The following is a 25,934-nucleotide window of genomic DNA, read 5'->3' as shown; positions in this document are numbered from 1 at the left end:
ATGTGCCTATGTCCGACCGAAAGTTTCCCTTTTCCACCCGTAAATGGCCGAAAGCGCCCGCAAATGAAAAGGAACCGACGATATTTGACGGGAAGTCGCCTGCAAGTTGATGATGTTTGTTAACGAACGGCATAGTTGAGAATAGAAGGGATTTTGACATACAATAAGGCAGAAAGGACGTGAAGCGGTTGAAAAGACAAGCAATGGGACTTGTTTTGCTGGCGGGACTTTTGATCGCCGGCTGCAGCGATAAGGAAGAGACGAAAGAGAAAGCGGAGGCACCACAAACAACAAGCGAAACGAAGCCGGCAGTGGATGGATCCAAAGAGACAGGGGAGAATCGCGTCACTCAGCCTATTGAAGAAGCGAAGAATCTTCCTCCGGAAGAGAAAGAGGCATTAATGAAGACGCTCGCCCGGCATGTCGATGCATTTAATGCAAAGGACCTCGATGCCTATATGAGCACCATATCCAAACATACAGAACGTAATTATGAAGAAGAGCGGTTATATGTAAAAAAAGTGTTTGACACCTTTGAAGCGAAAATGGAGCCGCAGCATACCGTTATTATTAAATACGATGAAGAGAAAAAAGAAGCGTATATGTTTATTGTCATGAAGTCCATAACGAAGGATTTGCAGACAGGAAAAGAAATAGAAGAAACAACGCGTCAAGTAATGAAATTAAATAAAGAAGAAGACGGCTGGAAACAAACCGCTTTATCCGCCATGAAATAGTCTAAAAGGGACCGGATAACTATGATATACTAATAGAAGAATATAGAAAAAATCCATCTTAGATATTTTCATCTTAACCCAAATAGAAGTTAGTTTTTCATAAAGGAGCGATTGTCATGACTGAAAAGCAGCAAATGAACGTGGAAAGTTTTAATTTGGATCATACGAAAGTAAAGGCGCCCTATATTCGGCTTGCTGGTACGAAAGAAGGATTGAATGGTGATAAGATCTTCAAATACGACCTGCGTTTTTCTCAGCCAAATAAAGAGCATATGGACATGCCTGCGATTCATTCCCTTGAGCATATGATGGCGGAGTTTAGCCGCAATCATTCTGATAAAATTGTAGACATTAGCCCGATGGGATGCCAGACTGGCTACTATCTATCTGTCATTAATCATGAAGACTACGATGATATTTTACGAATTATCGAAGCAACACTGAAAGACGTACTAGAAGCAACAGAAGTGCCAGCCTGCAATGAAGTGCAGTGCGGATGGGCAGCGAGCCACAGTCTTGAAGGAGCGAAAGAACTGGCCCGTTATATGCTGTCAAAACGCCAAGAGTGGACAGAAGTATTTTAAGTAGAAAAGCGCAGAGCGCCTGCTTATCGGCGACAAGCACAAGACAAGCCGTCTAGAAGGTTGTTCTTTCACCTTCTAGGCGGAATGACTTGTGACCTCGAGCCGATGGCGCTCGGAGCTGGACAAAGAAAAGCGCAGAGCGCCTGCTTATCGGCGACAAGCACAAGACAAGCCGTCTAGAAGGTTGTTCTTTCACCTTCTGGGCGGAATGGCTTGTGACCTCGAGCCGAAGGTGGAGAAATGCGGCACTTTATCATGGAACCTATAACCGAGAAACCAGCGATAAGCCATATTCGTTTCCACTTCTTCAATCGTCTTCCGCATAGAGCAGATGCCAAATGTATATTGGATGAATGTCAGTTTAATTAAAGTAACAGGATCAATGCTTGGGCGGCCTACTTCCTAGTACAATTCTTCCACTAAGTCATAAATAAAAGAGAAATCAATGGTTGCCTCCATTTTACGAACCAGATGATTCTCTGGTACAAGCTGGTCTAGAGCGATCATTTCTAATTGGTCCCGTTGGATTGGATTATTTTTCGGAAGCATCTTCATCCCCTCAAGCATTTTATCTATTTATTTTAAAACAGTCATTATTGTACGGCTACCCTAACTTTGTAAACCCTGTTGATTGGAATGGAAGGCACGAAGACTCCTGCGGGATTAGCGGGATAGGTGAGACCCCGCAGGAGCGTTCGCGACGAGGAGGCTCACCGCCCGCCCCGCGGAAAGCGAAGTGCCTGGAATAGAAATCAACAGCCCTCATCCACAAGCAAAATAAAAAAGACTGCAGGCAAATCTCGATTTTCATCGAGTTTGTCTATAGCCTGGGTCGTTAAAAACGACTTTTTAGGGTCAGTCTTTTTTTTGTTTTTTGACAAAATTCAAATGATTATTTTTCACTGATTTGATTGGAGTGGAAGGTGCGAAGGTTCCTGCGGGGAAAGCGAAGCGCCTGAAACAGAAATCAACAGACAAGTGTAAAGAACCATACAAAAGAGAGGGTGTCCCTAAAAGTTATACCTTTGGGACATCCTCTCTTTATTTTATGATTCGTCAACTGGGACGAAATATTGGTCTTTGCGATATACGGTGGCTTCCATCGTTGCTAAGAGGTTTCCTTCGCTTTCAACGGTGATCCGGTACCAGGCGATTCGCCGGGTTTTCTTTTCTTCCGCTGCGGACGCCGTTAGAAGAGCTCCTTTACGGCCGGGGGCCATAAAGTTCATGTTTGTGGATAAGCCGACGGATGTTTTGCCGTAAGAGTTGCTCGCTGCTGCGAATACGTAATCAGCGATAGCGAACATGACGGCGCCGTGCACAGTTCCGTGGGCATTTAACATGTGGTCTTCGATTTGGAGCTCAGCAGAAGCCGTTCCTTTACCAAGCTTTGTTAACTGGATGCCCAAATGATTCGCATAGGGCTCTTGTTTCAGTGTTTCAAAGATTTGTTCGTAGTGTGTATCGTGGACTTCGAGTTCGTCTATTTGTTTCGTCAATTCAATCACCTTTCCTTAATGGTCTTGTGCTGAGCTGATGCCATGGCCTGTGTTAGACTTAAACAGCACTTCTGCGAACATGTCTTCATTGGCTTTTTCACGGGACAGAATCGTTCCTAAATAAGCGCCAAGGAAGCCGAGTGGAACCGTGAAGATCGTTGGATTAGCCATAGTGAAAATAGGATCACCCGTAAAGATAGCTGCTCCCGGTACAGGATTCCATACGTTCGGGCTCAAAAGAACGAGAACGACAGAGCTCACGAGGCCGAATAACATACCAGTAATTGCACCTGCGGCGTTAAAGCGCTTCCAATAAATCGTACATAGAATAACCGGTAAGTTTGCACTTGCTGCAATACCGAGTGCGAGAACAGACAAGAAAGCGACATTTAACGTTTGCGCAAAAATGGCCAGCAAGATCGAAACGACAGCAACGGCGATCGAAGCAACGCGGGCTACAAGCACTTGCTCTTTTTCTGTCATGTTGCCGCCTTTAATAATTTGGCCGTAAATATCATGGGCAAAAGCAGAAGCGGATGTTAATACGAGCCCTGAAACAACAGCGAGAATCGTTGCAAAAGCGACGGCAGAAACGAAAGCGAATAAAAACTCGCCGCCAGCTATTTGAGCAAGCAACGGTGCGGCCATATTGCCAGCCGGGTTTGCTGCGACAATGTTCTCAAAGCCGACAAATGCAGCTGCGCCGAAACCGAGGAAAATCGTCATAATGAAAAAGGCACCGATAAACCAAGTGGAATATACGACAGATTTCCGGGCAGTTGCTGCATCCTTTACTGTGAAGAAACGGACAAGCAAATGCGGCAGTCCGGCAGCTCCAAGAACGAGTGACATATTGAATGAAATCATATCAAGCGCATCTGTGTACTTATTTCCTGGATGAAGGAACATATCGCCAAGCGGAGTCACTGTTTTCACATGTTCGAACATATAAGTGACGCTGAAATTAAATTTAGCAAAAACAATAAACGTTAAAATAAATGATCCGCCAAGAAGCAGCACGGCTTTCGTGATTTGTACCCAGCTCGTAGCCGTCATGCCTCCGAAAATAACGTAGATCGTCATGAGAATGCCAACAATAAGAACCGACAGCCAATAATCGATGCCGAGAAGAAGCTTAATTAATCCTCCTGCTCCGACAAGCTGGGCAATCATGTAAAAGATCGAAATGACAAGCGTGTTGATTGCTGCCATTCCCCGCACTTTCTTTGAATTAAATCGGGCTGTAATCATATCAGCAAGCGTATATTTCCCTAAATTACGCAATGGCTCTGACACGAGAAATAGTAAGAATAAGAAGGCGACAAGGTTGCCGATACTCATGTAAAATCCATCAAAACCGACTAAAGCAATCGCGCCTGTAATGCCAAGGAAGGAAGCGGCAGACATAAAGTCACCGGCGACAGCTAGTCCATTTTGCCACGCGGTTAATCCGCCACCAGCTGTATAGAAGTCACTTGCACTTTTTGTTTTTTTAGACGAAAGATAGGTGATGCCGAGGGTCAAGAAGATGATTCCTAGAAATAAAGCTAATGATAGTATGCTCATACATCTAATTCCTCCTTGTTTTCGGTTAAAATTGATGCGGCTAGAGCATCATAGCCTTGTGCTTTTTTAATATAAACGATTCCAGCAATCCAAACGACGATAAATTGTGCCAGCGCGTACACCCAGGCCCACGTAAGTCCAGCGAATGCATCCGCTTTCAAAATATCTGTATAAGCAGCCAAGATTGGCAGCATAAAGTAAAACACAAGGAAGAAGATCGTCATCGGAACAATAAATGATTTCTTTTTCTTTATGAGCTTTTGAAAGTCGGCTTGTTGTACTAATTGTGTATAGTCTGGCTTGTTTGGAAGGGCTGCTGAAGACATATGATCTTTTTGAGGTAAAGCACCCATTTAAATAACCCCTTTCTCCATAGAAGATATATAATGAAATGGATCTTGCTGTGATTCTCTGCTACTGTATTTGAGTAAAATAAATGAGAGTAAAGCGGCATTCCTCCTTTGGTTTTTGTTAGTTTATAACAGAAAAACAGACAAACGATTTAAAAACGACATGAATGAAAGCGCTTATAAATCTTGAAATCAAAATACCATACCCTTCTCCATGTGTAAATCTAAAATTCTAATATTTCAGTAAAATAATTCGATATCTTTTTTTGAAAGCTATGAAAAATGGAAACGGTAACAAAACTGAATGGAAAGAATATAAGAACGAAAATTTCAAATATGAATTTTCAGAAATTATTATTGACAAACTAGCTATCGGAATTTTAATATTTAGTTATATTACTAATATTTAAAGTTTCGTATGAAAAGTGTTATGTGAATTTTATTAGAAAAGTTCTCGCGAACATCAAGGTTATATATTATGTAATGGAGGGGTACACATGTATAATCCACAAATTGAATCAATGGCGCGTTCCGAAATGGAAGCTTTGCAGCTTGAATGCCTTCAAACAACAGCAAGAAGAGTGTACGAAAATGTGGAATGTTATAAGAAAAAGTTTGAAGAGCTGGGTATCACTCCAGAAGACATCAAAAGTTTAGATGATATAAGAAAACTTCCTTTCACGAAAAAACAAGATTTACGAGATAACTATCCATTCGGTTTATTTGCGGTACCGCAAGAAGATGTCGTTCGTATTCATGGATCTTCCGGTACAAGTGGAAAACCGACGGTAGTTGGTTATACCGAAAATGATATTAAAGTATGGGGCGAAGTCGTTGCCCGTGCGATTGTAGCGGCAGGCGGGAAAAAGTCAGATATTTTCCACAATGCTTACGGATACGGATTATTTACTGGCGGTCTTGGCTTGCATTACGGTGCAGAAACGCTTGGAGCAGCAGTTGTTCCTATTTCTGGCGGTAACACTGAAAGACAAATTACAATTATTGAAGACTTTAAGCCCAGAGGTATTTGCGGAACACCGTCTTATATTTTAAACATTGCTGAGAAAATGCAGGAAATGGGGAAAGATCCAAGAGATACAGCGATTGAGTACGGTATCTTTGGTGCAGAGCCATGGTCTGAAGAAATGCGTGCGAAGTTAGAGGAAACATTTAATTTGAAAGCGGTTGATATTTACGGACTAAGCGAAATTATGGGGCCTGGTGTATCGATCGAGTGTCACGAAGCACAGGATGGGCTGCATGTTCAAGAAGATCATTTCTACCTTGAAGTTCTTGACCCGAAAACGCAAGAGCCAGTGGCTGAAGGCGAAGTCGGTGAACTTGTGTTTACAAGCTTGACGAAGGAAGCGTTTCCAGTTATTCGATATCGTACAGGCGATCTTGCCTCTATTACGAGAGAAAAATGTAAGTGCGGACGGACGACGGTTAGAATGTCCAGAGTCAAAGGACGTACAGATGATATGATCATCATTCGCGGAGTGAACGTTTTCCCATCTGAAATCGAGCGCGTGCTTCTGCAAATTGAAGGACTTGCGCCGAACTACCAAATCCATCTAGTAAGAAAAGGTACGATGGACGGCGTAGAACTTCATGTAGAAGTAGAAAGCAAACTATATGAAGAAATCGCAGGAGACTTTGCTCATGCCCGCGTGCAGCAGATGAAAAAAGAGATTCAGCATTTGATGAAATCAACATGCTTAGTAACAATGCATATCGTCTTCAATGTGCCTAAAGCGATTCCAAGATCAGAAGGAAAGGCGATTCGTGTAGTTGACCTTAGAAATTCTGATAAAGTCGAGGTATAATAAAGGAATCACTTACATTGAAGGAGGAAATACAGAATGTCTAGTAATCAGGAAATCTTTGACGTAACTATTATCGGGGGAGGCCCAGTCGGGTTATTTACCGCATTTTACGCGGGGATGCGACAAATGTCGTGCAAAATTATCGAAAGCCTTCCGCAGCTCGGAGGACAGCTTTCTGCACTGTACCCTGAAAAATATATTTACGACGTAGCCGGCTTTCCGAAAGTGAGAGCGCAGGAACTCATAGATAATTTAAAAGAGCAAATGAATCAATTCAATCCGACGATTTGTCTTGAAGAAGCGGTACAAGAAGTAGAAAAGCAGGCCGATGGCGTGTTTAAGTTAACGACAAACGCCGGCGAACACTATACGAAAACAATCATTATTACAGCAGGAAACGGTGCGTTCCAGCCGAGAAAACTTGAGCTTGAAGGGTCAGAGAAATACGAAGGCAAAAACCTTCACTATTTCATTAACGACTTAAACCAATTTGCCGGCAAAAAAGTACAAGTATTCGGCGGCGGCGACTCTGCTGTAGACTGGGCGCTTATGCTGGAGCCGATTGCTGAAAAAGTAACGATCGCCCACCGCCGCGACAAATTCCGTGCGCATGAGCATAGTGTCGAAACGATGGAAAACTCGTCTGTTAACATTATGACACCGTACGTGCCGACTGAATTAATCGGTGAAGAGCGGATTGAACAAGTGGTCCTTGAAGAAGTAAAAGGCACGAACAAAGAAGTGATCGACGTAGATGATGTTGTCGTAACATACGGTTTCGTTTCTTCTCTTGGCCCAATCAAGGACTGGGGTCTTGAAATCGAGAAAAACAGCATCGTCGTGAACTCCCGCATGGAAACAAATATCGAAGGCATTTATGCAGCCGGCGATATTTGTACGTATGAAGGAAAAGTAAAATTAATTGCGAGCGGTTTTGGTGAAGCACCAACGGCGATCAGCAACGCGAAAGTATATATTGATCCAAAATCAAAAGTACAGCCGCTTCACAGCACATCCATTATGGGATAATCGGAGCGGTGAAATAATCGCATACACGAATAATGTTTAAAGGAGGAAACAACATCATGGCAACATATACGATTGTCGATAAAGAGACGTGCATTGCCTGCGGAGCTTGCGGTGCCAGTGCACCAGACATTTTTGATTATGATGATGAAGGTCTTTCCTATGTGATCCTTGACGATAACGAGGGGACAGCCCAAGTTCCTGACGATTTGATTGATGACTTAGAAGATGCGGCAGACGGCTGCCCGACTGAGTCGATTAAAATAGCTCAACAGCCATTCTGTGTTGAACAAGTCTAAAGTTGATTTTTATATCATATGATACTTATATAAACGCCTATCGATAAGATAGGCGTTTATATGTGTGTGTAGAAAGTGGATCCCGACATGAAAGCGTTTAAATATCCCGAAAAAATTTTAAAAAATTATCAGAATATATTTGCATTATGTATAACAATAAATTATAATTACGTTATAAAAACGTTATATGAAATTAATGAAATTTCAAATATAGAACTGAGGGGGAGCACGCAATGTCTAATCTAGCAATGATGACTGAAGAAGAAAAATTGGAACAATTTATGCAGCGTATCGAGGCAGGAGACAAAATCGAAGCAGATGATTGGATGCCTGAAGAATACCGCGTGGCGCTTATTAAATTAATTTCTATGCATGGAATCAGCGAAATAATGGGAGCGCTTCCGGAAAAAGAATGGGTGCCTAAAGCTCCTTCCCTTAAAAGAAAGCTTGGCATCATGGCGAAAGTCCAGGACGAGATGGGACACGGACAGCTTCTGCTTCGTGTGGCGGAAGATTTATTAAAGCCATACGGCAAAAACCGCGGCGACTTAATGCAAGACTTATTTAATGGCGATTTGAAATTCCACAACGTCTTCCATATGGATACAAAAACATGGGGAGATGCAGGATTGATCGGCTGGCTCGTAGACGGTGCCGCTATTATCACTCAAACAAACATGCTTGGCGCTTCTTACGGTCCATACGCAAGAGCACTTCAGCGTATCTGTGCAGAGGAAGTATTCCACGCTCAGCATGGGGAATCGATCATCATGGCGCTTGCAGAAGGTACAGAAGAACAAAGAGCAATGATTCAAGATGCATTAAACCGCTGGTGGGATGCACTTCTTATGTTCTTTGGCCCAGCGAGCAAAGCAACAACAGGCGCTTCTAAACAAGATGTAACAATTAAATATAAAATCCGTACAAAAACAAACGAAGAATTAAGACAAGACTTCTTTAATAAATATATCCCGCGTATCTTATCACTTGGATTAACCATTCCAGATCCAACGATGCGATATGATGAAGAAAAGCAAGAGTGGATTTATCAGCAGCCTGATTGGGCAGAGTTTAAGAAAATCATTAAAAACGAAGGTCCACGTTCTCAAGCACGTTTGAACTTACGCAGATCTTCTTATCAAAATAACGCGTGGGTGCGCGACGCACTTGCAGCAACAGTAAACTGAGCGAACAGAAAGGAGCAGAAAAATGGCAGAAAAAACATTTTACCAAGAATATGAAGTATTCAGCAAGCGGACTCCGAGCTCTGCATTCCAGCATCAGTTCAGTCTGTTAGCTCCAAACGAAGATATGGCCCTTATCATGGCACAGGAGAACTTCATGCGCCGCGAACCAGTTGCAGACATCTGGATCGTGAACAGAAAACACATTAGAGGAATGGACGCTGAAGAGAAATTAACACTCAGCAGACTTGACAATAAAGATTACCGCACAACAAAAGGCTACGGTTACTTAAAGAAAAAATGGCGTCATTACGAACAGCAAATGCTGGATGAAAAAGAAATTCTGTCTTGGGGAGGCGACAACAAATGAGCAGCGCAGAAAACGTATTAAGTCCAGAGTACAAAGAAGCAGTAACGAACTTGTTATTTCAACTAGCAGATGACGACTTCTTAGTCGCTTACCGCGGTTCTGAGTGGCTCGGACTTGCTCCTCATATTGAAGAAGACGTTGCTTCTTCCTCGATCAGCCAAGACACAATGGGGCATGCAGCAATGTACTACACACTTCTTGAAGACTTGGAAGTAGGAAATGCAGATGAACTTGCTCACCTTCGTCCGGCACAAGAAAGAAAAAACAGCGTGTTAGCTGAGCGTGTGAACGGTGAAGGAAATTACATGGAAACACCTAACTATGACTGGGCGTACGCAGTCGTTAGAAGCTTCTTCTACGCACAGGCGAAAAAAGTAAAAATTGATTCTTTACGCCAAAGCTCCTATACACCACTTGCAGAAGCAGCGGTAAAAGTAAACATGGAGCTTTACTATCACCTATTGCACTGGAAAACATGGTTCGTTCAATTGTTAAGCTCTACAGACGAAGCGAAAAAGAAAATGAACGAAGCGATCGAACGCGTAATGAAAGACTTTGGAGATGTCTTCTCTTATGGAGATCAGAAAGCAGCGATCGAAAGCAACGGTTTGATGGCCAGCGAAGAAGAATTAAAAGATAAATGGAAAGCAAACATGGCACCAATTTTTGAATCGATCGGAATGGAAGTGCCAGTGATTCCTGAAGCTCCAGCTAAGAGCGGACGGAATGGCGAACATACAGAAGACTTAACAGAAGCGCTATCCACTCTTTCTGAAGTGTATCGATTGGATACGGCTGCTGCTTGGTAATCTAATACCGGAAAGAGGTGTCTTTAATGACTGCATCTGTAGAATCTTTTAATCAACAAGTATATGAAGCACTCAACAATGTAAAAGACCCGGAGATTGATACAGTCAGCATTATTGATCTCGGCATGGTGGAAGAGGTTGTTACGGAAGGAAAGAACGTAAAAGTTGTTCTTCTGCCGACATTTTTAGGATGCCCGGCACTGGATATTATTAAAAAGAATATCGTGAATGCAGTGAACGAACTGCCGTCTGTGGAAGACGTGGAAGTGGAATTTATTTTTCACCCGCCATGGACGTCAGACCGGATCACAGAGGAAGGCCACAAAGGTTTGCGCGCGTTCGGGATTGCCCCGCCGCCGGAGCACTTTGAAGAAGATGGCTCTTGGCATGTCGATTGTCCCTATTGTGAATCAACGTATGTCACGATGGAAAATATCTTCGGGCCGACAGCGTGCAGAAGCATTTTGTACTGCAAAAGCTGTAAAAATCCATTTGAAGCGATGAAGCCTGTTTCAACAATGATGTAAAGTAGAGGAGGATCAACAATGGCTAAAGTAGTAGCATTGTATAAACAACCGAAAGATAAAGAGAAATTCGATGAGCACTATTTTAATGTGCATGCCCCACTTACAGCAAAAATTCCAGGTCTTCGTGAAATGAAAGTAACGAAATTCAATAAATCAGTGATGACCGGCGGAGAAGCAGAATACTATCTTATGTGCGAAATGATCTATGACAGCATGGAAGATTTAAAGAATGGCATGCGCTCAGACGAAGGAAAAGCTTCTGGGAAAGACTTAATGGGATTTGCAGGTGACCTGGTTACCCTCATGATCGGTGAGGACGCAGAATGAGCGGTTTTGAATTCATCGAAACATCTGTAACAGGCGGCACGGCGGTGATTGAATTAAACCGCCCCCGCCAGTTGAATGCTTTGAATCGCAAAATGGTCAGCGAGATCGTAGAGGCGATGGAAACATTCGACCGTGATGATGATATTCGTGTCATCCTGTTAACAGGAAAAGGACATTCGTTCTCAGCCGGTGCTGATATCGATGAAATGGCAGAGGACGATCCGATCCGCCTGGAGCTGTTAAATCAGTTTGCGGATTGGGACAGAATCTCATTGATTAAGAAGCCGATCATCGGTGTCGTCAAAGGGTTTGTCTTCGGCGGAGGGTTTGAACTGGCATTGAGCTGCGACCTCTTAATTGCCGCACCTGGCACAGAATTTTCATTCCCGGAAGTATCGATCGGTGTCATGCCGGGAGCAGGCGGTACCCAAAGATTAACAAAGCTCGTCGGCCGGACGAAAGCACTTGAATGGCTGTGGACGGGTGAACGCATCCCAGTCGAAACTGCACTTGCACACGGTGTCGTGAATAAAATTGTTGCACCTGAACTGTTAATGGAAGAAGCGATGAAATTTGCGAATCGAATCGCGAACCAGCCGCCTCTTTCCATCCGCCTTATTAAAGATTCAGTGAATAAAGCAGTGGACTACTCTTTATATGAAGGCATGCAGTATGAACGGAAGAACTTCTATTTACTGTTTGCCTCACAGGATCAGAAAGAAGGCATGAATGCATTCGTTGAAAAAAGAAAACCGAATTATACAGGAAAGTAAGGGGGCTTTGTCGAATGTTTGAAACGGTTCGCTACGACGTTAAAGACGGAGTCGCCTGGCTCTTTTTAAACAGACCTGATACGTTAAATGCCTTTACAGCGCAAATGAATCGTGAAGTGAAAGACGCAGTGAAAGCTGCTTCACAAGATGAGAACGTTCGCTGTATCGTGATTACAGGTGAAGGACGGGCGTTTTGTTCCGGCCAAGATCTATCGGAAGTCGATGAAAACATGGACCACGGAGAAGTGTTAAGAAAGCATTACGGTCCGATGGTCAAACAAATTAGCAAATGTGAAAAACCAATTGTAGCAGCTGTAAACGGAGTGGCTGCGGGAGCAGGATTCTCTCTTGCACTCTCCTGCGACTTCAGACTTGTTTCGGAGAAAGCTAGTTTCGTGAATGCTTTCGTCCATGTCGGTTTGATTCCGGACTCTGGTAACTTATATTTTCTTTCGCAGCTTGTCGGTCAGGCAAAAGCAGCGGAACTGTCTATTTTAGGAGAGAAAGTACCAGCTGCGGCGGCAGTTGAGATGGGACTTGCGAATCGAATGATTCCCATGGACACATTTGAAGAAGAAGTCAGCGCATTTGCGGCTCGTCTTGCAGCTATGCCAACAAAAGCGATCGGCCTAATTAAACGGTCATTGAAAGCCGCTTCTGTGCTTTCTTTTGAAGACTACTTAGAGCACGAAGCGCAAGGACAGCGGGCAGCTGGGTTAACAGCTGATCACCGCGAAGGTGTGGAAGCATTTATGCAAAAAAGAAAACCTGTTTTCTCAGGAAAATAAAGGGAGTGTCATATATGTCAACAACTCAAGAAACGAAAGTAGAACAAGAAGCGATCAAACGCGACTTTTATCATTTAATCATCAACGGCGAGAAAGTAAAAGGCAGCAAAGACGAAACATTTAAAACATACAACCCGGCAACTGGTGAATTAGTGGCTGAAGTAGCAAAAGCATCACAAGAAGATACAGAGAAAGCGATCGCAGCAGCACGCGAAGCATTCGATAACGGTAAATGGAAGAAGTATCCGATCGGACGCCGCGCACAAGTATTGAACAGAATTGCTGCTATTATGCGCTCTCGTTTCAATGAGCTTGTCGAATTAGAAATTCTTGACACAGGTAAATCTCTTCAAGCAGCACAAGGACAAGTGTCTCAAGCCATTGAAGATTTTGAGTTCTATGCGGGCGCTCTTGTCGGCCACCGTGGTGCAGTAAACAATATGCCTGGTCAATTCCACAACTACACTGAGAAAGAGCCTGTAGGTGTTTGTGCGCAAATCACTCCATGGAACTACCCGCTGATGATGGCTGCTTGGAAAATCGCACCTGCCATTGCAGTTGGATGTTCGGTAATCGTAAAACCAGCTTCTCTTACTCCGCTGACAACGATCATTCTTGGTGAGATCTGCTTAGAAGCAGGCGTTCCCGCTGGTGTCGTAAACATCGTTCCTGGTTCAGGTTCTGAAGTGGGCAACTACTTAGTGGAGCATCCGAAAGTGGACAAAGTGGCATTCACAGGTTCTACACCAATCGGTAAAGACATCATGGCGAAAGCATCTCAAACATTAAAGCGCGTTACACTTGAGCTTGGCGGAAAATCACCTAACCTTGTATTCGAAGATGCGGACATCGATGCCGCTGTAGACGGTTCATTGTTCGGTATTTTCTACAACACAGGACAATCCTGTGAAGCGCGTTCTCGTTTATACGTTCATGAAGACATTTACGATGAGTTTGTCAGCAAGTTTGTTGAGAAAACGAAAAAATTGAAGCTTGGCAATCCATTTGATAAAGAAACACATGTTGGTGCTGTTATTGACCAAGGTCAGCTTGATACAGTAGACGGCTATGTTCAATCTGCGATTAAAGAAGGCGCTGAAATTCTTGCAGGCGGTAAGCAAGCACATCCAGAAGGCTTCGAAAAAGGCTTCTGGTATGAGCCGACGGTTATTGCAAACGTCAACCATGATATGACAGTCGTGAAAGAAGAAATCTTTGGCCCGGTTGTTGTCATCATGAAATTTAAAGATGAAAAAGAAGCAATCAAACTTGCGAATGATACAGAATTCGGTCTTGGTTCTGCTGTCTGGTCTAAAGACGGTGCGCGTGCGACTCGCGTAGCGAACCAAATTCAAGCAGGTATCGTTATGATCAACTGCCCATTCTCTGCATTCCCTGGTACGCCATTCGGCGGATACAAACAATCTGGATTCGGCCGTGAGCTGTGCATTGAAACATTAGATCTTTACACAGAAACGAAGAGCATCATTTCTTATTACGGCAGTCGTCCGATCAATCCACTCGGAGTTTAATTGACTGATGAGTACGGACAGACGGCATTTAGCCATCTGTCCGTCTTCATTAACAAGCATAAAGGGGAGAATGAAGCGATGATTAATAACGTTGTTGTCGTCGGTTCCGGTGTCATGGGCAGAGGGATTGCCTACGTAGGAGCAGTCGGCGGTTATTCAGTGAAACTAGTAGATGTCAGTGAAGCAGCTTTGCAAAATGCGAAACAAGAAATTGACTTAATTTTTGAAAAAGGCCTGTCACGCGGCAAAATTACAGCTGATGCGGCGGAAAAAGCACGTGCGAATTTGAACTATGAAAGCGACTTGGCAAAAGCAGCAGCTTCCGCTGATTTAATTATTGAAGCGGTTCCTGAAAAAGCGGAAATTAAAAAGCAAGTGTTCGAAACGATTGAAGAGCATGCTTCAAAAGAATGCTTCTTTGCAACGAATACATCCACGATGAGCCCGACAGAAATTGCTTCGTTTGCGAAACGTCCGGAAAAAACAATCGCGATGCATTTTTTCAATCCGGTACATAAAATGCCTCTCGTTGAAATTATCCGCGGCTTAGAAACGAGCGATGAAACGGCAGAAGTTATTAGAGAAGTGGCTGAGAAGATGGGCAAAGAGACAGTGGTGATTAACGAATTCCCTGGATTCGTCACAAGCCGGATCAGCGCCCTTGTCGGCAACGAAGCGTTTTATATGCTGCAAGAAGGACTCGGCACACCAGAAGAAATTGATAAAGCGATCAAACTTGGCTTGAACTATCCAATGGGACCATTTGAACTTGTGGACCTTGTTGGTTTAGACGCTCGTTTGAACAACTTGAAATATTTACACGAAAAGCTTGGCGAGAAATACCGCCCGGCGCCGCTGCTTGAACAATATGTCAAAGCAGGACGTCTTGGACGGAAAAGCGGCAAAGGCGTGTACGACTATACTAACAAAGAAGGGCTGGTTAAAAAATGAGAGAAGTAGTCATTGTTGATGCAGTCCGCACACCGATTGGCAGATATAAAGGCGCTTTAAAAGACGTTCGCCCCGATGATCTCGGCGCAGTCGTCATCAAAGCATTGATTGAAAGAAACCCTAACCTTCCGCCTGAACAAATCGAAGAAGTGATTTTCGGAAATGCCAACCAAGCAGGGGAAGATAACCGTAACGTAGCGAGAATGTCTGGCTTATTAGCTGGTCTTCCTGTAGAAGTAGGCGGTACAACGCTGAACCGTCTATGCGGTTCGGGCCTTGATGCAGTCATCTATGCAGCAAGATCGATTGCTGTTGGCGAAGGAGACATTTTCATTGCCGGCGGAACAGAAAGCATGACGCGTGCTCCGCTCGTTATGGCGAAGCCGGATAAGGATTATCCGCGCGGAAACATGGAATTACAAGATACGACGATCGGCTGGCGTTTTACGAATCCAAAGCTGAAAGAAATGTACGGCACAGATTCTATGCCGCAAACGGCTGAGAATGTGGCACAGCGCTGTAACGTTTCACGTGAAGACCAGGACAAGTTCGCTTTTGAAAGCCAGCAGCGCGCGAAAAAAGCGATGGAATCAGGCCGCTTTGCTGAAGAAATCGTTCCAGTTGTTTATAAAGACCGCAAAGGCAACGAAATAATCGTCGATACGGATGAACATCCCCGTCCAGAATCTACGCTTGAAAAGCTTGGCCAGCTGAAGCCGTTATTTGAAGGCGGTACAGTGACAGCCGGTAACGCATCAGGCGTTAATGACGGTGCTTCTGCGCTGCTTCTTATGAGCGCAGAAAAAGCAAAAGAACTTAATCTGAAGCCATTAGCGAAATATGTAACAGGAGCCACAGCGGGACTAGAGCCTGCCGTTATGGGACTTGGTCCGATTTACGCATCAAGAAAAGCACTTGACCGTGCTAATTTGACAGTAGACGATTTAGGACTCATCGAGTTGAATGAAGCGTTTGCTTCCCAAGCACTTGAGTGTATGCGTCAGCTTGAATTAGATCAGAGTAAAGTGAACGTCAACGGGGGAGCTATTGCTTTCGGTCATCCGCTTGGCGCAAGCGGTGCCCGTATTTTGACAACGCTTATTTATGAAATGAAAAAGCGTAATGAGAAATATGGCCTTGCAACGATGTGTATCGGTGTCGGTCAAGGAATCGCTGCCATTGTTGAGAACGTAACGGAATAACTATCCACAAAAGGCTGTCTTTGGACGGCCTTTTGCTATAGAAGGAGAGAAGAGACCATGTCAACTGTTTTATATACGAAGAAAAACAACATCGCTTATGTCACGATTAACCGCGAAGAAGCATTAAACTGTTTTAACTACGAGACGCTGAAGAGGCTTCAGGAGGTGACGGATGCAATTGCCATTGATCCAGAGGTGAAAGTAGCTATTTTTACTGGAGCGGGTGAAAAAGCGTTTAGTGCGGGTGCCGATTTGAAAGAGCGCAAGACATTGACAGAAACAGAAGTACGGCGCAACGTGAAAGCGATTCGTGACGTCTTTAACAGCATTGCTGCTCTGCCGCAGCCGACGATTGCTGCTGTGAATGGCTATGCGCTTGGCGGCGGATTTGAATTAATGATCGCCTGCGATTTTCCGATTGCCGCAGAAGGAGTAAAAATGGGGCTGACAGAAACGAGCTGGGCGATCATTCCCGGCGCTGGCGGCACACAGCGGCTTCCGCGTCTCGTAGGCGAAATGAAAGCGAAAGAACTGATTTTTACAGCGAAAAAATTCACAGCTGAAGAAGGGCTTGAACTTGGCGCTGTGTTGAAAGTAGTAAAGAAAGAAGAGCTTCTTGCGGCGTGTGAGCAGCTTGCCGCTGATATGATGAAAAATGGTCCAGTGGCGCTTAAACAAGCAAAATATGCAATCACACAAGGGATGAACACAGACTTGCAGACAGGGCTTGCAATTGAATCAAAAGCATATGAATTAACGATCCCGACAGAAGACCGTTTAGAAGCACTGCAGGCATTCAGTGAAAAAAGAAGCCCAAATTTTACAGGAAAGTAAGCTTTTTTCAGTGTTCAACGTTATAATGAAAGAAATAAAGGAAAGTGATGCAACGAAAAAGGGAGAAAGAGTGGGAAGAAATGGCGAACACACAATCAATGATTTTCACTATTTACGGCGATTACATTCGCCATTACGGCAACAAAATTTGGGTCGGCAGCTTAATTCGAGTATTGAAAGAGTTTGGCCATAATGAGCAGTCGGTACGTGTGGCCGTTTCGCGAATGGTCAAACAGGGGTGGATTCAATCAGAGAAACAAGGGAATAAAAGCTATTATTTCCTTACACCACGCGGAGAAGTGCGCATGGAAGAAGCAGCCCGCCGGATTTTTAAATTAAAGGCGCATGAATGGGATGGAAAATGGCGTATGCTCATGTATACGATTCCAGAGGATAAAAGGCAGATTCGCGATGAACTGCGGAAAGAACTTTTATGGAGCGGCTTCGGCAGTTTTTCCAACGGCTGCTGGATCTCACCAAATGACCTTGAAAAAGAAGCAAAGATGCTTATAGAGAAATATGATATTGGCGAATATGTTGATTTCTTCATATCTGAATATAAAGGTCCGCAGGCCGATCGTGCGCTCATAGAAAAAAGCTGGCCGCTGGCAGAAATTGAACAGAAATATGAAGAGTTTATCTCTACGTACAGCAAGAGGTACATCGTCCATCAAAGTGCGATGGCAAGCGGAAAATTGACCGATGCCGAATGCTTTGTGGAACGCGCGAACCTTGTGCATGAATACAGAAAGTTTCTCTTTACTGATCCAGGACTGCCGAATGAGCTGCTTCCGGACATGTGGAGCGGTGATCATGCAGCCCTGCTGTTTGGGCAATATTATAAGCTGCTTGCGGAACCAGCCAGTCGTTTCTTCGAGGAAGTCTTCCGTGAGGACAATGATATGCGCTGTAAAGACGAATCGTATGATGCCGCAGATCATCCGTATATTGTTAGTTAGAAAACTGAACCAATAAGAAGGAGGACGCTCTAGAGCATCCTCTTTCTTAATTGTGCACTATTTTTTGAGTATTGTGTACGGTTACCGCCGCTTTATGTGCGGGAATGGCGGATTTGTGCGCGCACATGTGCAGTTTATGCGCGCGAATCGTAAGAATCTGCGCGCCGCTCTTATTTAAAATTGTTTTCGTCTGCGAAAATTTCCCGGAATTCATAGCCTTTTTGAACGTAAGAGTCAATGGAGAGCTGAATGAGTTCCAAGTCTTTATCGTTCAGCTGGCGGACGACTTTGCCTGGGGAGCCGATGACGAGTGAGCGGGGCGGGATTTTTTTGCCGCTTGGGATCAATGTATTGGCGCCGATCACGCATTCTTCACCGATTTCCGCATGATCAAGAACCGTTGAGCCCATACCGACAATTGTCCGTTTACCTACTTTACAGCCGTGTAAAATGACGTTATGGCCGATCGTGACTTCGTCTTCAATGACAACTGGTGCTTCTTCATATAAATGAATCGTTGAATTATCTTGGATGCTGCATCGTTTGCCGATTGTAATCGGTCCTTCATCCGCCCGTAGGACGGCGTTAAACCAAATGGTGGATTCCTCTCCAATGCGGATGTCACCGATTAATTGGGCGCTCGGGGCGACAAATACATTGGGCTCTAGCTGTGCTTTTTTTCCTTTATATGTAACAATCATAGGATCCCCTCCGATACAATTTACGCAATTGTGTTTCTTTTTTATATAGTATAACATTCTTTCTAAGAGGAGGAGAAATAATGAAATACGTTTGTGAATTGCTTGGAATTAACTACCCGATTATTCAGGGAGGAATGGGTAACATCAGCAACGCACCGCTGGCAGCTGCCGTATCAGAAGCGGGCGGCCTCGGCACAATTGGCTGTGGCACGATGACGCCTGATGAAGTGGAGAAAATTATCATCCAAACGAAACAGCGGACGAATAAACCGTTTGCGGTGAACATTGCGATCAGCGTGTCGCCATATACAAAGGAATTAATTGAACTTGTCATTAAGCACCGTATTCCAGTTGTGTCTCTTTCTGCCGGTAATCCGGCGCCATTTATTCCAGCGCTGCACGAGCATGGTGTGAAAGTGATTACTCTCGTTGCATCTGTGAAGCATGCACAGAAAGCAGAAGCGGCTGGAGCGGATGTTCTTGTGGCGGAAGGTGTGGAAGCGGCGGGAATTAACTCCAGTCTAGAACTGACAACGTTTACGCTCATTCCGCAAATTGTGAAGCAAGTCAATGTGCCGGTATTGGCAGCCGGGGGAATCGGTGACGGCAAAGGCTTAGCAGCAGCGCTTATGCTCGGTGCGAGCGGCGTGCAAATGGGCACTCGCCTCATCGCGACGAAGGAAGCGCCGTTTCATGACGTATACAAGCAGAACCTCGTCCAAGCAGGCGATACAGAAACGATGATTTTCGGGCGCACAGTCGGCCGGGTCAGAAGAATTTTAAAAACACCGTATGCCGAAACGCTTCATGAGCGGGAAAAAGCCGGGATGACATTAGAGCAATACAATGAATGGACATCAGAAGCGAAGCACATTCAAGGGGCGATGGCAGGCGATATGGAAAATGGGTTTATTAACAGCGGCCAAATCGCTGGATTGATTGAAGACGTCCCGAGCGTGAAAGAGCTGCTGGACAGCATGATGGCAGAGGCGGGCGGACAGATGAATCGCTCCATGCAGGAATGGAAAGAAGTTCAAGCGAAAGCGGGAAAATAAACGAGCGTGAAATAGCTGAATAGTATTTTATTGAAAAAACTTTTTTATAGAGGGGAGATTCCATCTGCCCTTTTTTTGTTGGAAAATATTTATGATTTTTAAAAGAATCATTTTTCTAAACACGTAATTGACGGATGTATAGCGGATTGATAAAATGACGCAGATGCTACATTTGTGACAGCTGAAAAAGATCATAGAAGTACAGGGAATAGACAAAACAGACGGCTGGAAACGTTTGTTAACAGCTTCAATGTTTTATTTTTCTAATGGCTATGTTCATGATGATTGTTGATGTTGTCTCTTTGTTGATTGGAGCGCCCAAGTGGAAATCAACAGGGGAGTGTAACATAGCTTTTTCTAATAATGTAATGAGGTGAAAAAATGGAGCAAAAAGAACAGTGGTCATCTAAGCTGGGATTTATTCTAGCGGCGGCGGGGTCAGCAATTGGACTCGGCGCCATTTGGAAATTCCCTTATGTGGCTGGAACGAGCGGAGGAGGAATTTTTCTTTTCATCTTTGTTCTCTTTACGCTGCTCGTCGGACTGCCGTTATTAATTGGCGAATTTATCATTGGAAGAAGTACGCAGAAAGATGCCATTGAAGCATATAAGGAACTTGCGCCGAATTCGTCTTGGCACTTGATTGGCCGTCTCGGTATTTTTACATGTTTTGTCTTGCTGTCGTTTTATAGCGTAGTGGGCGGCTGGATCTTAATTTATATTTTTAAAGGGGTTACGGGAGAGTTAAGCGGATTATCAGAAGCACAGTATGGCGCCTTATTTGGCGAAACGATCTCGAATCCATTTTTAGCCACAGCTGCCCAATTTCTCTTTATGGTCATCACGATTTACGTTGTATCTAAAGGGGTCACCGCGGGAATTGAAAGAGCAAGCCAGTTTATGATGCCGGCCTTGTTTATTTTATTTCTTCTCATTATTTTCCGCTCGGTCACGCTCCACGGATCAATGGCGGGGATCGAGTTCTTCCTAAAGCCGGATTTATCAAAAATCACATCCGAAACGATTCTGTTCGCGATGGGACAGTCGTTCTTCGCACTGAGCGTCGGGGTGTCTGTCATGGTCACTTACAGTTCTTATTTATCGAAAAAAGAAAGCATTCCGCAATCCGCGATTTCGATTGTGACATTGAATGTACTCGTTGCTATTTTAGCAGGACTGGCTATTTTTCCGGCCGTTTTTTCATTTGGACTGAAGCCAGATGCGGGTCCCGTTCTTTTATTTAATGTGCTGCCAACGGTGTTTAATCAAATTCCGTTCGGTGCTCTGTTCTTAGTTGCTTTTTTAGTGCTGTTCTTGTTTGCGACACTAACATCCGCTTTTTCTATGCTGGAAATTATTGTCGCTGTCCTGGCGAAAGGAAACGACAGCAAACGGATGAAATTCTCGTGGATCATCGGTCTGCTTATTTTTATCGTTGGTATTCCATCTGCCTTATCTTATGGGGTATTGAGCGATGTTCTGATCTTTAATAAAACGATTTTTGATGCAGCCGACTACCTTGTCAGCAACTTGTTAATGCCGCTCGGAGCGCTGTTAATCGCGATTTTCGTTCCAATGAAAATCTCTAAACAAAGACTTCTAGAAGAAATATCCGCCGGTTCATCTATCGGGAAAAAGATATTTGCCATCTGGTTTCTGTTAATTAAGTATTTGGCACCGATCGCTATTATCATTGTTTACTTAGATGTACTCGGTATCATTTAAACGTCTGTGCAGTATGCTTTGTTTTTTCATGAATACAATGTAACATATACGAAAAGATTGTAGACACGATCAGGCTGATTGAAAATGCTTGTCCCCGGGGACAGGAGTTTCCTAACAGCCTGAACTTTCCAACTTTTGACTATAAAAGGATGTGAAGGTGGAAGCATGGACGAGACGGATATTCAAATGATCAAAATTCTTCAAGAAGACGGAAGAATAACATTAAGTGATTTATCAAAGAAGCTATCGCTTAGCCGGCCGAGCGTGGCGGAACGGTTCACCAGGCTGATGGAGAAAGGGATCATAGACAAAATCAGTGCAAGAGTTTCTCCCGCCTCTGTCGGCCGTCATATTCTTTTATTTATTCAAGTAAGTGAAATTAGTGTTCCTTATAACGAATTTGAGCAAATGACGGATGAACATCCTGATATTATTGAATGCCACCGCTTAACCGGCACCGTTAATTATTTACTAAAAGCGGCCGTTAAGGACATGGAGCATTTAAATCAGCTTATTGATTATTTGATTGAGTTCGGCATCATTCATACTTCGATCGTATTGAAATCTCCTGTTCCTGAGAAAATTATTTTACCAGCAAATGAGGAACATAAATAGCTATATTCACAGCGTAAGAGCTGTCCCATAAAAGTTTCACCTCTTCAACGACTTTCGTCGGCAGGCGATACAGTGAGAAGGGTCTGATGCTTTTCTTTTGGGACAGCTCTTCTTTTTTGCAGGCTTTGTTAAACGTACCTGCTGATTTCTGCAGAAGTCTCGCGCCTTCCGATTAGCAACATCAACAAACATCATTCACCTCGTCCTTTCGTAAAATGAAAGCGCTTTACAAAGTGGAGTGGATTGGTAAAAAATCCATGCGAAAAGTAAATATGGACACGAAAATTCAGTCGCTTTGATATATATAGATGACGTTTAACCTTTTATACTTAAAGTAGCATAGAATGTTATGGAATAAGGTTTGTTCCCTCTTCCTAAAAGTGATCATCTTGTCAGCGCTAAAAAATGAAAGCGCTTCACTAAGCATAATGAAAGCAGGGATTGAATATGAGTCTAGTAAAAAAAACATCCATCACAGAAGGATTTCTTCTTTTTGAACAAATGTCTGAACACGAACAAGTGGTGTTTTGCAACGACCAGGAAACAGGGCTGAAAGCGATCATCGCGATTCATGATACAACATTAGGTCCTGCGCTCGGCGGCTGCCGTATGCAGCCTTACGACAGTGTAGAGGAAGCATTGGAGGACGTTCTTCGTCTATCGAAAGGAATGACCTACAAATGCGCGGCAGCTGACGTGGATTTTGGGGGCGGAAAAGCAGTGATTATCGGTGATCCGCAAAAAGATAAATCACCTGAGCTGTTCCGCGCATTCGGTCAATTCGTTGCTTCTCTTGGCGGCCGTTTTTATACGGGAACTGATATGGGCACAAACATGGAAGATTTCATCCATGCAATGAAAGAAACAAAGTGCATCGTCGGCGTGCCGGAAGCTTACGGCGGAGGAGGAGACTCTTCGGTTCCGACAGCGATGGGTGTCCTGTACGGTATACAGGCAACGAACAAAATGTTGTTTGGTAAAGAAGATCTTGGCAGTGCAGCGTACGCGGTTCAAGGTCTTGGCAAAGTCGGTTATAAAGTAGCAGAAGGTCTGCTTGAAGCGGGGGCACGCATCTTCGTCACTGACATTAATGAACAGAGTATAAAGGCGATTCAGGAAAGGGCTCACACAACGCCTGGGGCTGTGACAGTCGTCGGAAGCGATGAAATTTACTCTCAGGAAGCGGACGTGTTCGTTCCATGTGCCTTTGGCGGGGTAGTGAATGATGCAACGATGAAACAGTTTAAAGTAAAGGCGATTGCAGGTTCAGCGAACAATCAGCTGCTGACGGAAGATCATGGCAGACAACTCGTAGAAAAGGGCATTCTGTATGCTCCTGATTATATGATTAACTCCGGAGGACTGATTCAAGTTGCTGATGAATTGTACGGAGCAAACAAAGAGCGTGTGCTTGCAAAGACGAAACACATTTACAACGCGCTCCTAGAAGTATATCAGCAGGCCGAGCTTGATCACATAACAACGGTGGAGGCAGCAAATAAAATGTGTGAGCAAAGAATGGCTGCCAGAAGCAGAAGGAACAGCTTTTTCAGTTCTTCCGTAAAGCCAAAATGGGATATTCGCGACTAATACTGTTCGGAGGGATATCATGAAGACTCAATATCCAATCAAAAAGGTAATCGATGATGAGGGGAACGTGGTGGACTCTTCCTATAAAGAAAAAATCGACGAGCAGCTAGTGAAAGACCTTTATTATCACATGCATAGAATTCGAACGTTTGATAGAAAAGCAATCAGCTTGCAGCGGCAGGGACGGCTCGGGACGTATGCGCCGTTTGAAGGGCAGGAAGCGTCCCAAGTCGGAAGTGCACTGGCGCTTGGAGCGGATGACTGGATGTTTCCGACGTACCGCGACCATGGAGCAAAGCTGACATTTGGCGCCGACATGGCAGCGACATATCTTTACTGGAACGGCCGCACGGAAGGGTGTGTGCCGCCGAAAGGCAAGAGAATTTTCCCTCCAGCTGTGCCCATTGCTACACAGCTTCCTCACGCAGCCGGCGCCGCTTGGGCTGAAAAACGCAAAGGAACGAAAAATGCGGCCATTGCCTACTTTGGCGACGGCGCTACGTCAGAAGGCGATTTCCATGAAGGAATGAACTTTGCGAGTGTTTTTAAAGTGCCGGCTGTCTTCTTTAATCAAAACAATCGATATGCCATTTCCGTTCCCATTGAAAGGCAGATGAATTCAGAAACGATTGCACAAAAGGCCGTCGCTTACGGCATTCGGGGTGTACGCATTGACGGCAACGACTGTTTCTCTGTCTATTTTGAAGTGAAAAAAGCGCTGGATGATGCCCGCGCTGGCAGCGGCCCGACATTAATTGAAGCCGTCACTTGGCGTACCGGTGCTCATACGACAGCAGATGATCCGACGAAGTACCGGCCAGCCGATCAAGGGAAAGGCATTGTTGATCCGCTTTTGCGCATGGAGCGTTTTATGAAAAATCACGGCTATTGGAATGAAGCGTGGGTCGCTGAAATCGATCAAAAGGTGAAGGCGGAAATAGAAGCCGCTGTCGAAGCGATGGAAAGCTATCCGCAAGCAAACGTGGAGGATTTATTCGACCATGTGTATGCAGAAATGCCGGCCCAGCTTGCCGACCAGAAAGAATCATATCTCGCACATTTGAGGGGGGAGTAAGATGGCAATGGAGATGAGGCTGGAGAATATGCCGCCAAAAAAAGAAACCACTCAATTGTTAACGATCGTGCAGGCGGTCAATGATGGGATGAAAACATTGCTTGAGACAGATGAAAGCGTGATGATTCTCGGTGAGGATATCGGAAAAAACGGCGGAGTGTTCCGTGCGACGGAAGGACTGCAGGAAAAATTCGGTGCCGACCGCGTGGTTGATACGCCGCTTTCAGAAGCGGGAATTATCGGAACGTCTGTCGGCCTTGCGGTAAACGGTTTTAAGCCGATCGCGGAAATCCAGTTTCTCGGCTTTATTTATCCGGCTTATGAGCAAATCATGACGCACGTTTCCCGGCTGCGTATGAGAACGATGGGGCATTTTACCGTGCCAATGGTCATTCGTGCCCCATACGGAGCGGGCATCCGCGCACCGGAAATTCATTCGGACAGTACAGAAACACTGTTCACTCATATGCCGGGCATAAAGGTCGTTTGTCCAGCCACTCCTTATGACGCGAAAGGTCTGCTCATTGCCGCCATGGAAGATCCGGACCCTGTACTGATGCTCGAACCGATGAGAAGCTATCGTGCCAAGCGGGAAGAAGTGCCGACCGGCAAATACACCGTCGAAATCGGCAAAGGAAAGAAAGTAAGGGAAGGAACCGACGTCACGCTGATCGCCTGGGGGGCCATGATGACCGTCGTTGAAAAAGCAGCCGAGCAGGCAGAGAAAAAGGGCATCAGCTGTGACATCATCGATTTGCGCACACTCTATCCAATTGACCGTGGCCTTATCGCGGAATCGGTGCAAAAAACGGGAAGAGCGGTCATCGTGCATGAAGCCCATTCAACCGGCGGCCTCGGCAACGACATCGTATCGATCATTAACGACACCTCCTTCTTATACTTGCGGGCACCGATCGAACGCATCACAGGCTTCGACGTGCCAGTCCCATTTTTTGCACTCGAAGAACACTTCCTGCCAACACCAGAGCGCGTAGTCAAAGGCATCGAAAAGGTTGTTCATTTTTAATGA

27 protein-coding genes and 1 pseudogene are annotated in these 25,934 nt (G+C 44.6%); 23 read left to right on the top strand and 5 right to left on the bottom strand.

Translation table 11 applies throughout. The features are described 5' to 3' along the window. The first annotated feature begins 188 nt into the window (after positions 1-188). Together QYG89_RS11925 and QYG89_RS11920 are read left to right on the top strand one after the other, a co-directional pair. A complete protein-coding gene (locus QYG89_RS11925) occupies positions 189-737 on the top strand; it encodes a hypothetical protein (protein WP_404317598.1) in 549 nt (182 codons plus the stop codon). A 116-nt stretch (positions 738-853) separates the two neighbouring features. Further along, a complete protein-coding gene (locus tag QYG89_RS11920) occupies positions 854-1,321 on the top strand; it encodes an S-ribosylhomocysteine lyase (protein ID WP_404317595.1) in 468 nt (155 codons plus the stop codon). A gap of 225 nt (positions 1,322-1,546) precedes the next feature. Here QYG89_RS11920 and QYG89_RS11915 read toward each other — a convergent pair. The 4 genes and pseudogenes from QYG89_RS11915 to QYG89_RS11900 form a co-directional block, all read right to left on the bottom strand. Next, positions 1,547-1,870: pseudogene (locus QYG89_RS11915) on the bottom strand (transposase); the annotation flags it as partial. A gap of 497 nt (positions 1,871-2,367) precedes the next feature. Continuing rightward, the gene (locus QYG89_RS11910; RefSeq protein ID WP_404317593.1) at positions 2,368-2,829 is read right to left on the bottom strand and encodes a PaaI family thioesterase; all 462 of its coding nucleotides are present in this window, start codon (positions 2,827-2,829) and stop codon (positions 2,368-2,370) included. Positions 2,830-2,835: 6 nt separating this feature from the next. Next, positions 2,836-4,386, bottom strand: coding sequence for a solute symporter family protein (locus tag QYG89_RS11905; RefSeq protein ID WP_404317591.1), 1,551 nt, complete (start codon positions 4,384-4,386; stop codon positions 2,836-2,838). Continuing rightward, a complete protein-coding gene (locus QYG89_RS11900) occupies positions 4,383-4,739 on the bottom strand; it encodes a DUF485 domain-containing protein (protein ID WP_404317589.1) in 357 nt (118 codons plus the stop codon). The genes QYG89_RS11905 and QYG89_RS11900 overlap by 4 nt, the downstream gene beginning before the upstream one ends. 494 nt (positions 4,740-5,233) lie before the next feature. Between QYG89_RS11900 and QYG89_RS11895 the strand changes: the two genes are divergently transcribed. From QYG89_RS11895 to paaX, 15 genes are all read left to right on the top strand, one after another. Next, complete coding sequence (locus tag QYG89_RS11895; protein ID WP_404317587.1) at positions 5,234-6,562, top strand: phenylacetate--CoA ligase family protein; 1,329 nt, start codon at positions 5,234-5,236, stop codon at positions 6,560-6,562. 36 nt (positions 6,563-6,598) lie between these two features. Beyond that, on the top strand, positions 6,599-7,591 hold the full coding sequence (locus tag QYG89_RS11890; protein WP_404317585.1) for an NAD(P)/FAD-dependent oxidoreductase: 993 nt from the start codon (positions 6,599-6,601) through the stop codon (positions 7,589-7,591). A 56-nt stretch (positions 7,592-7,647) separates the two neighbouring features. Next, positions 7,648-7,887: a ferredoxin gene (locus tag QYG89_RS11885; protein ID WP_404317583.1), complete on the top strand. Its 240-nt coding sequence runs from the start codon at positions 7,648-7,650 to the stop codon at positions 7,885-7,887. A gap of 233 nt (positions 7,888-8,120) precedes the next feature. Beyond that, positions 8,121-9,074, top strand: coding sequence for a 1,2-phenylacetyl-CoA epoxidase subunit PaaA (paaA, locus tag QYG89_RS11880; RefSeq protein WP_404317582.1), 954 nt, complete (start codon positions 8,121-8,123; stop codon positions 9,072-9,074). 22 nt (positions 9,075-9,096) lie between these two features. Next, a complete protein-coding gene (gene paaB, locus QYG89_RS11875; RefSeq protein ID WP_404317580.1) occupies positions 9,097-9,441 on the top strand; it encodes a 1,2-phenylacetyl-CoA epoxidase subunit PaaB in 345 nt (114 codons plus the stop codon). After that, entirely contained in the window at positions 9,438-10,250 is an 813-nt protein-coding gene (gene paaC, locus QYG89_RS11870) for a 1,2-phenylacetyl-CoA epoxidase subunit PaaC (RefSeq protein WP_404317578.1), read from the top strand. The genes paaB and paaC overlap by 4 nt, the downstream gene beginning before the upstream one ends. Positions 10,251-10,276: 26 nt before the next feature. After that, positions 10,277-10,777: a 1,2-phenylacetyl-CoA epoxidase subunit PaaD gene (gene paaD, locus QYG89_RS11865; RefSeq protein ID WP_404317576.1), complete on the top strand. Its 501-nt coding sequence runs from the start codon at positions 10,277-10,279 to the stop codon at positions 10,775-10,777. A gap of 18 nt (positions 10,778-10,795) precedes the next feature. Continuing rightward, positions 10,796-11,104: an EthD family reductase gene (locus tag QYG89_RS11860; RefSeq protein ID WP_404317574.1), complete on the top strand. Its 309-nt coding sequence runs from the start codon at positions 10,796-10,798 to the stop codon at positions 11,102-11,104. Continuing rightward, entirely contained in the window at positions 11,101-11,877 is a 777-nt protein-coding gene (locus QYG89_RS11855; protein WP_404317572.1) for an enoyl-CoA hydratase/isomerase family protein, read from the top strand. The genes QYG89_RS11860 and QYG89_RS11855 overlap by 4 nt, the downstream gene beginning before the upstream one ends. Positions 11,878-11,891: 14 nt before the next feature. After that, the gene (locus QYG89_RS11850; protein WP_404317570.1) at positions 11,892-12,665 is read left to right on the top strand and encodes an enoyl-CoA hydratase-related protein; all 774 of its coding nucleotides are present in this window, start codon (positions 11,892-11,894) and stop codon (positions 12,663-12,665) included. A gap of 14 nt (positions 12,666-12,679) precedes the next feature. Then, positions 12,680-14,197: an aldehyde dehydrogenase family protein gene (locus QYG89_RS11845; RefSeq protein WP_404317568.1), complete on the top strand. Its 1,518-nt coding sequence runs from the start codon at positions 12,680-12,682 to the stop codon at positions 14,195-14,197. 78 nt (positions 14,198-14,275) lie between these two features. After that, the gene (locus QYG89_RS11840) at positions 14,276-15,148 is read left to right on the top strand and encodes a 3-hydroxyacyl-CoA dehydrogenase (RefSeq protein ID WP_404317673.1); all 873 of its coding nucleotides are present in this window, start codon (positions 14,276-14,278) and stop codon (positions 15,146-15,148) included. After that, positions 15,145-16,350: a 3-oxoadipyl-CoA thiolase gene (locus QYG89_RS11835; protein WP_404317565.1), complete on the top strand. Its 1,206-nt coding sequence runs from the start codon at positions 15,145-15,147 to the stop codon at positions 16,348-16,350. Before QYG89_RS11840 ends, QYG89_RS11835 begins: the two co-directional genes overlap by 4 nt. Positions 16,351-16,407: 57 nt before the next feature. Beyond that, positions 16,408-17,184, top strand: a complete 777-nt coding sequence (locus QYG89_RS11830) for an enoyl-CoA hydratase-related protein (RefSeq protein ID WP_404317562.1) — start codon at positions 16,408-16,410, stop codon at positions 17,182-17,184. 80 nt (positions 17,185-17,264) lie between these two features. Further along, positions 17,265-18,143 (top strand): phenylacetic acid degradation operon negative regulatory protein PaaX, encoded by an 879-nt coding sequence (gene paaX, locus QYG89_RS11825; protein ID WP_404317560.1) that lies wholly within the window; start codon positions 17,265-17,267, stop codon positions 18,141-18,143. 170 nt (positions 18,144-18,313) lie between these two features. Here the strand turns inward: paaX and QYG89_RS11820 are convergent, their stop codons facing one another. Next, complete coding sequence (locus QYG89_RS11820; protein ID WP_404317557.1) at positions 18,314-18,844, bottom strand: gamma carbonic anhydrase family protein; 531 nt, start codon at positions 18,842-18,844, stop codon at positions 18,314-18,316. 80 nt (positions 18,845-18,924) lie between these two features. Here QYG89_RS11820 and QYG89_RS11815 point away from each other — a divergent pair, with 80 nt between their 5' ends. From QYG89_RS11815 to QYG89_RS11790, 6 genes are all read left to right on the top strand, one after another. Beyond that, the gene (locus QYG89_RS11815) at positions 18,925-19,899 is read left to right on the top strand and encodes an NAD(P)H-dependent flavin oxidoreductase (protein WP_404317554.1); all 975 of its coding nucleotides are present in this window, start codon (positions 18,925-18,927) and stop codon (positions 19,897-19,899) included. 381 nt (positions 19,900-20,280) lie between these two features. Beyond that, positions 20,281-21,624 carry a sodium-dependent transporter gene (locus tag QYG89_RS11810; protein WP_404317551.1) on the top strand — a complete coding sequence of 448 codons (1,344 nt, stop codon included), beginning with the start codon at positions 20,281-20,283 and terminating at the stop codon, positions 21,622-21,624. A gap of 165 nt (positions 21,625-21,789) precedes the next feature. Next, positions 21,790-22,239, top strand: a complete 450-nt coding sequence (locus tag QYG89_RS11805) for an Lrp/AsnC family transcriptional regulator (protein ID WP_404317548.1) — start codon at positions 21,790-21,792, stop codon at positions 22,237-22,239. Between the two features lie 447 nt (positions 22,240-22,686). Continuing rightward, the gene (locus QYG89_RS11800; protein ID WP_404317545.1) at positions 22,687-23,829 is read left to right on the top strand and encodes a Leu/Phe/Val dehydrogenase; all 1,143 of its coding nucleotides are present in this window, start codon (positions 22,687-22,689) and stop codon (positions 23,827-23,829) included. 19 nt (positions 23,830-23,848) lie between these two features. After that, the gene (gene pdhA / locus QYG89_RS11795; RefSeq protein ID WP_404317542.1) at positions 23,849-24,904 is read left to right on the top strand and encodes a pyruvate dehydrogenase (acetyl-transferring) E1 component subunit alpha; all 1,056 of its coding nucleotides are present in this window, start codon (positions 23,849-23,851) and stop codon (positions 24,902-24,904) included. A 7-nt stretch (positions 24,905-24,911) separates the two neighbouring features. After that, a complete protein-coding gene (locus QYG89_RS11790) occupies positions 24,912-25,931 on the top strand; it encodes an alpha-ketoacid dehydrogenase subunit beta (RefSeq protein WP_404317670.1) in 1,020 nt (339 codons plus the stop codon). Positions 25,932-25,934: the final 3 nt, after the last annotated feature.

The organism is Bacillus lumedeiriae (genome assembly GCF_044891285.1).
Lineage (GTDB): Bacteria > Bacillota > Bacilli > Bacillales > Domibacillaceae > Pseudobacillus > Pseudobacillus lumedeiriae.
This window is presented reverse-complemented; position numbering and strand designations above follow the sequence as displayed.

Bases quoted from the DNA above. Each gene is read 5' to 3' on its own strand.
- QYG89_RS11920 (WP_404317595.1), top strand. From the start codon at position 854: ATGACTGAAAAGCAGCAAATGAACGTGGAAAGTTTTAATTTGGATCAT.
- QYG89_RS11905 (WP_404317591.1), bottom strand. From the start codon at position 4,386: ATGAGCATACTATCATTAGCTTTATTTCTAGGAATCATCTTCTTGACC.
- QYG89_RS11900 (WP_404317589.1), bottom strand. From the start codon at position 4,739: ATGGGTGCTTTACCTCAAAAAGATCATATGTCTTCAGCAGCCCTTCCA.
- QYG89_RS11895 (WP_404317587.1), top strand. From the start codon at position 5,234: ATGTATAATCCACAAATTGAATCAATGGCGCGTTCCGAAATGGAAGCT.
- QYG89_RS11890 (WP_404317585.1), top strand. From the start codon at position 6,599: ATGTCTAGTAATCAGGAAATCTTTGACGTAACTATTATCGGGGGAGGC.
- QYG89_RS11885 (WP_404317583.1), top strand. From the start codon at position 7,648: ATGGCAACATATACGATTGTCGATAAAGAGACGTGCATTGCCTGCGGA.
- paaA (WP_404317582.1), top strand. From the start codon at position 8,121: ATGTCTAATCTAGCAATGATGACTGAAGAAGAAAAATTGGAACAATTT.
- paaB (WP_404317580.1), top strand. From the start codon at position 9,097: ATGGCAGAAAAAACATTTTACCAAGAATATGAAGTATTCAGCAAGCGG.
- paaC (WP_404317578.1), top strand. From the start codon at position 9,438: ATGAGCAGCGCAGAAAACGTATTAAGTCCAGAGTACAAAGAAGCAGTA.
- paaD (WP_404317576.1), top strand. From the start codon at position 10,277: ATGACTGCATCTGTAGAATCTTTTAATCAACAAGTATATGAAGCACTC.
- QYG89_RS11860 (WP_404317574.1), top strand. From the start codon at position 10,796: ATGGCTAAAGTAGTAGCATTGTATAAACAACCGAAAGATAAAGAGAAA.
- QYG89_RS11855 (WP_404317572.1), top strand. From the start codon at position 11,101: ATGAGCGGTTTTGAATTCATCGAAACATCTGTAACAGGCGGCACGGCG.
- QYG89_RS11850 (WP_404317570.1), top strand. From the start codon at position 11,892: ATGTTTGAAACGGTTCGCTACGACGTTAAAGACGGAGTCGCCTGGCTC.
- QYG89_RS11845 (WP_404317568.1), top strand. From the start codon at position 12,680: ATGTCAACAACTCAAGAAACGAAAGTAGAACAAGAAGCGATCAAACGC.
- QYG89_RS11840 (WP_404317673.1), top strand. From the start codon at position 14,276: ATGATTAATAACGTTGTTGTCGTCGGTTCCGGTGTCATGGGCAGAGGG.
- QYG89_RS11835 (WP_404317565.1), top strand. From the start codon at position 15,145: ATGAGAGAAGTAGTCATTGTTGATGCAGTCCGCACACCGATTGGCAGA.
- QYG89_RS11830 (WP_404317562.1), top strand. From the start codon at position 16,408: ATGTCAACTGTTTTATATACGAAGAAAAACAACATCGCTTATGTCACG.
- paaX (WP_404317560.1), top strand. From the start codon at position 17,265: ATGGCGAACACACAATCAATGATTTTCACTATTTACGGCGATTACATT.
- QYG89_RS11820 (WP_404317557.1), bottom strand. From the start codon at position 18,844: ATGATTGTTACATATAAAGGAAAAAAAGCACAGCTAGAGCCCAATGTA.
- QYG89_RS11815 (WP_404317554.1), top strand. From the start codon at position 18,925: ATGAAATACGTTTGTGAATTGCTTGGAATTAACTACCCGATTATTCAG.
- QYG89_RS11810 (WP_404317551.1), top strand. From the start codon at position 20,281: ATGGAGCAAAAAGAACAGTGGTCATCTAAGCTGGGATTTATTCTAGCG.
- QYG89_RS11805 (WP_404317548.1), top strand. From the start codon at position 21,790: ATGGACGAGACGGATATTCAAATGATCAAAATTCTTCAAGAAGACGGA.
- QYG89_RS11800 (WP_404317545.1), top strand. From the start codon at position 22,687: ATGAGTCTAGTAAAAAAAACATCCATCACAGAAGGATTTCTTCTTTTT.
- pdhA (WP_404317542.1), top strand. From the start codon at position 23,849: ATGAAGACTCAATATCCAATCAAAAAGGTAATCGATGATGAGGGGAAC.
- QYG89_RS11790 (WP_404317670.1), top strand. From the start codon at position 24,912: ATGGAGATGAGGCTGGAGAATATGCCGCCAAAAAAAGAAACCACTCAA.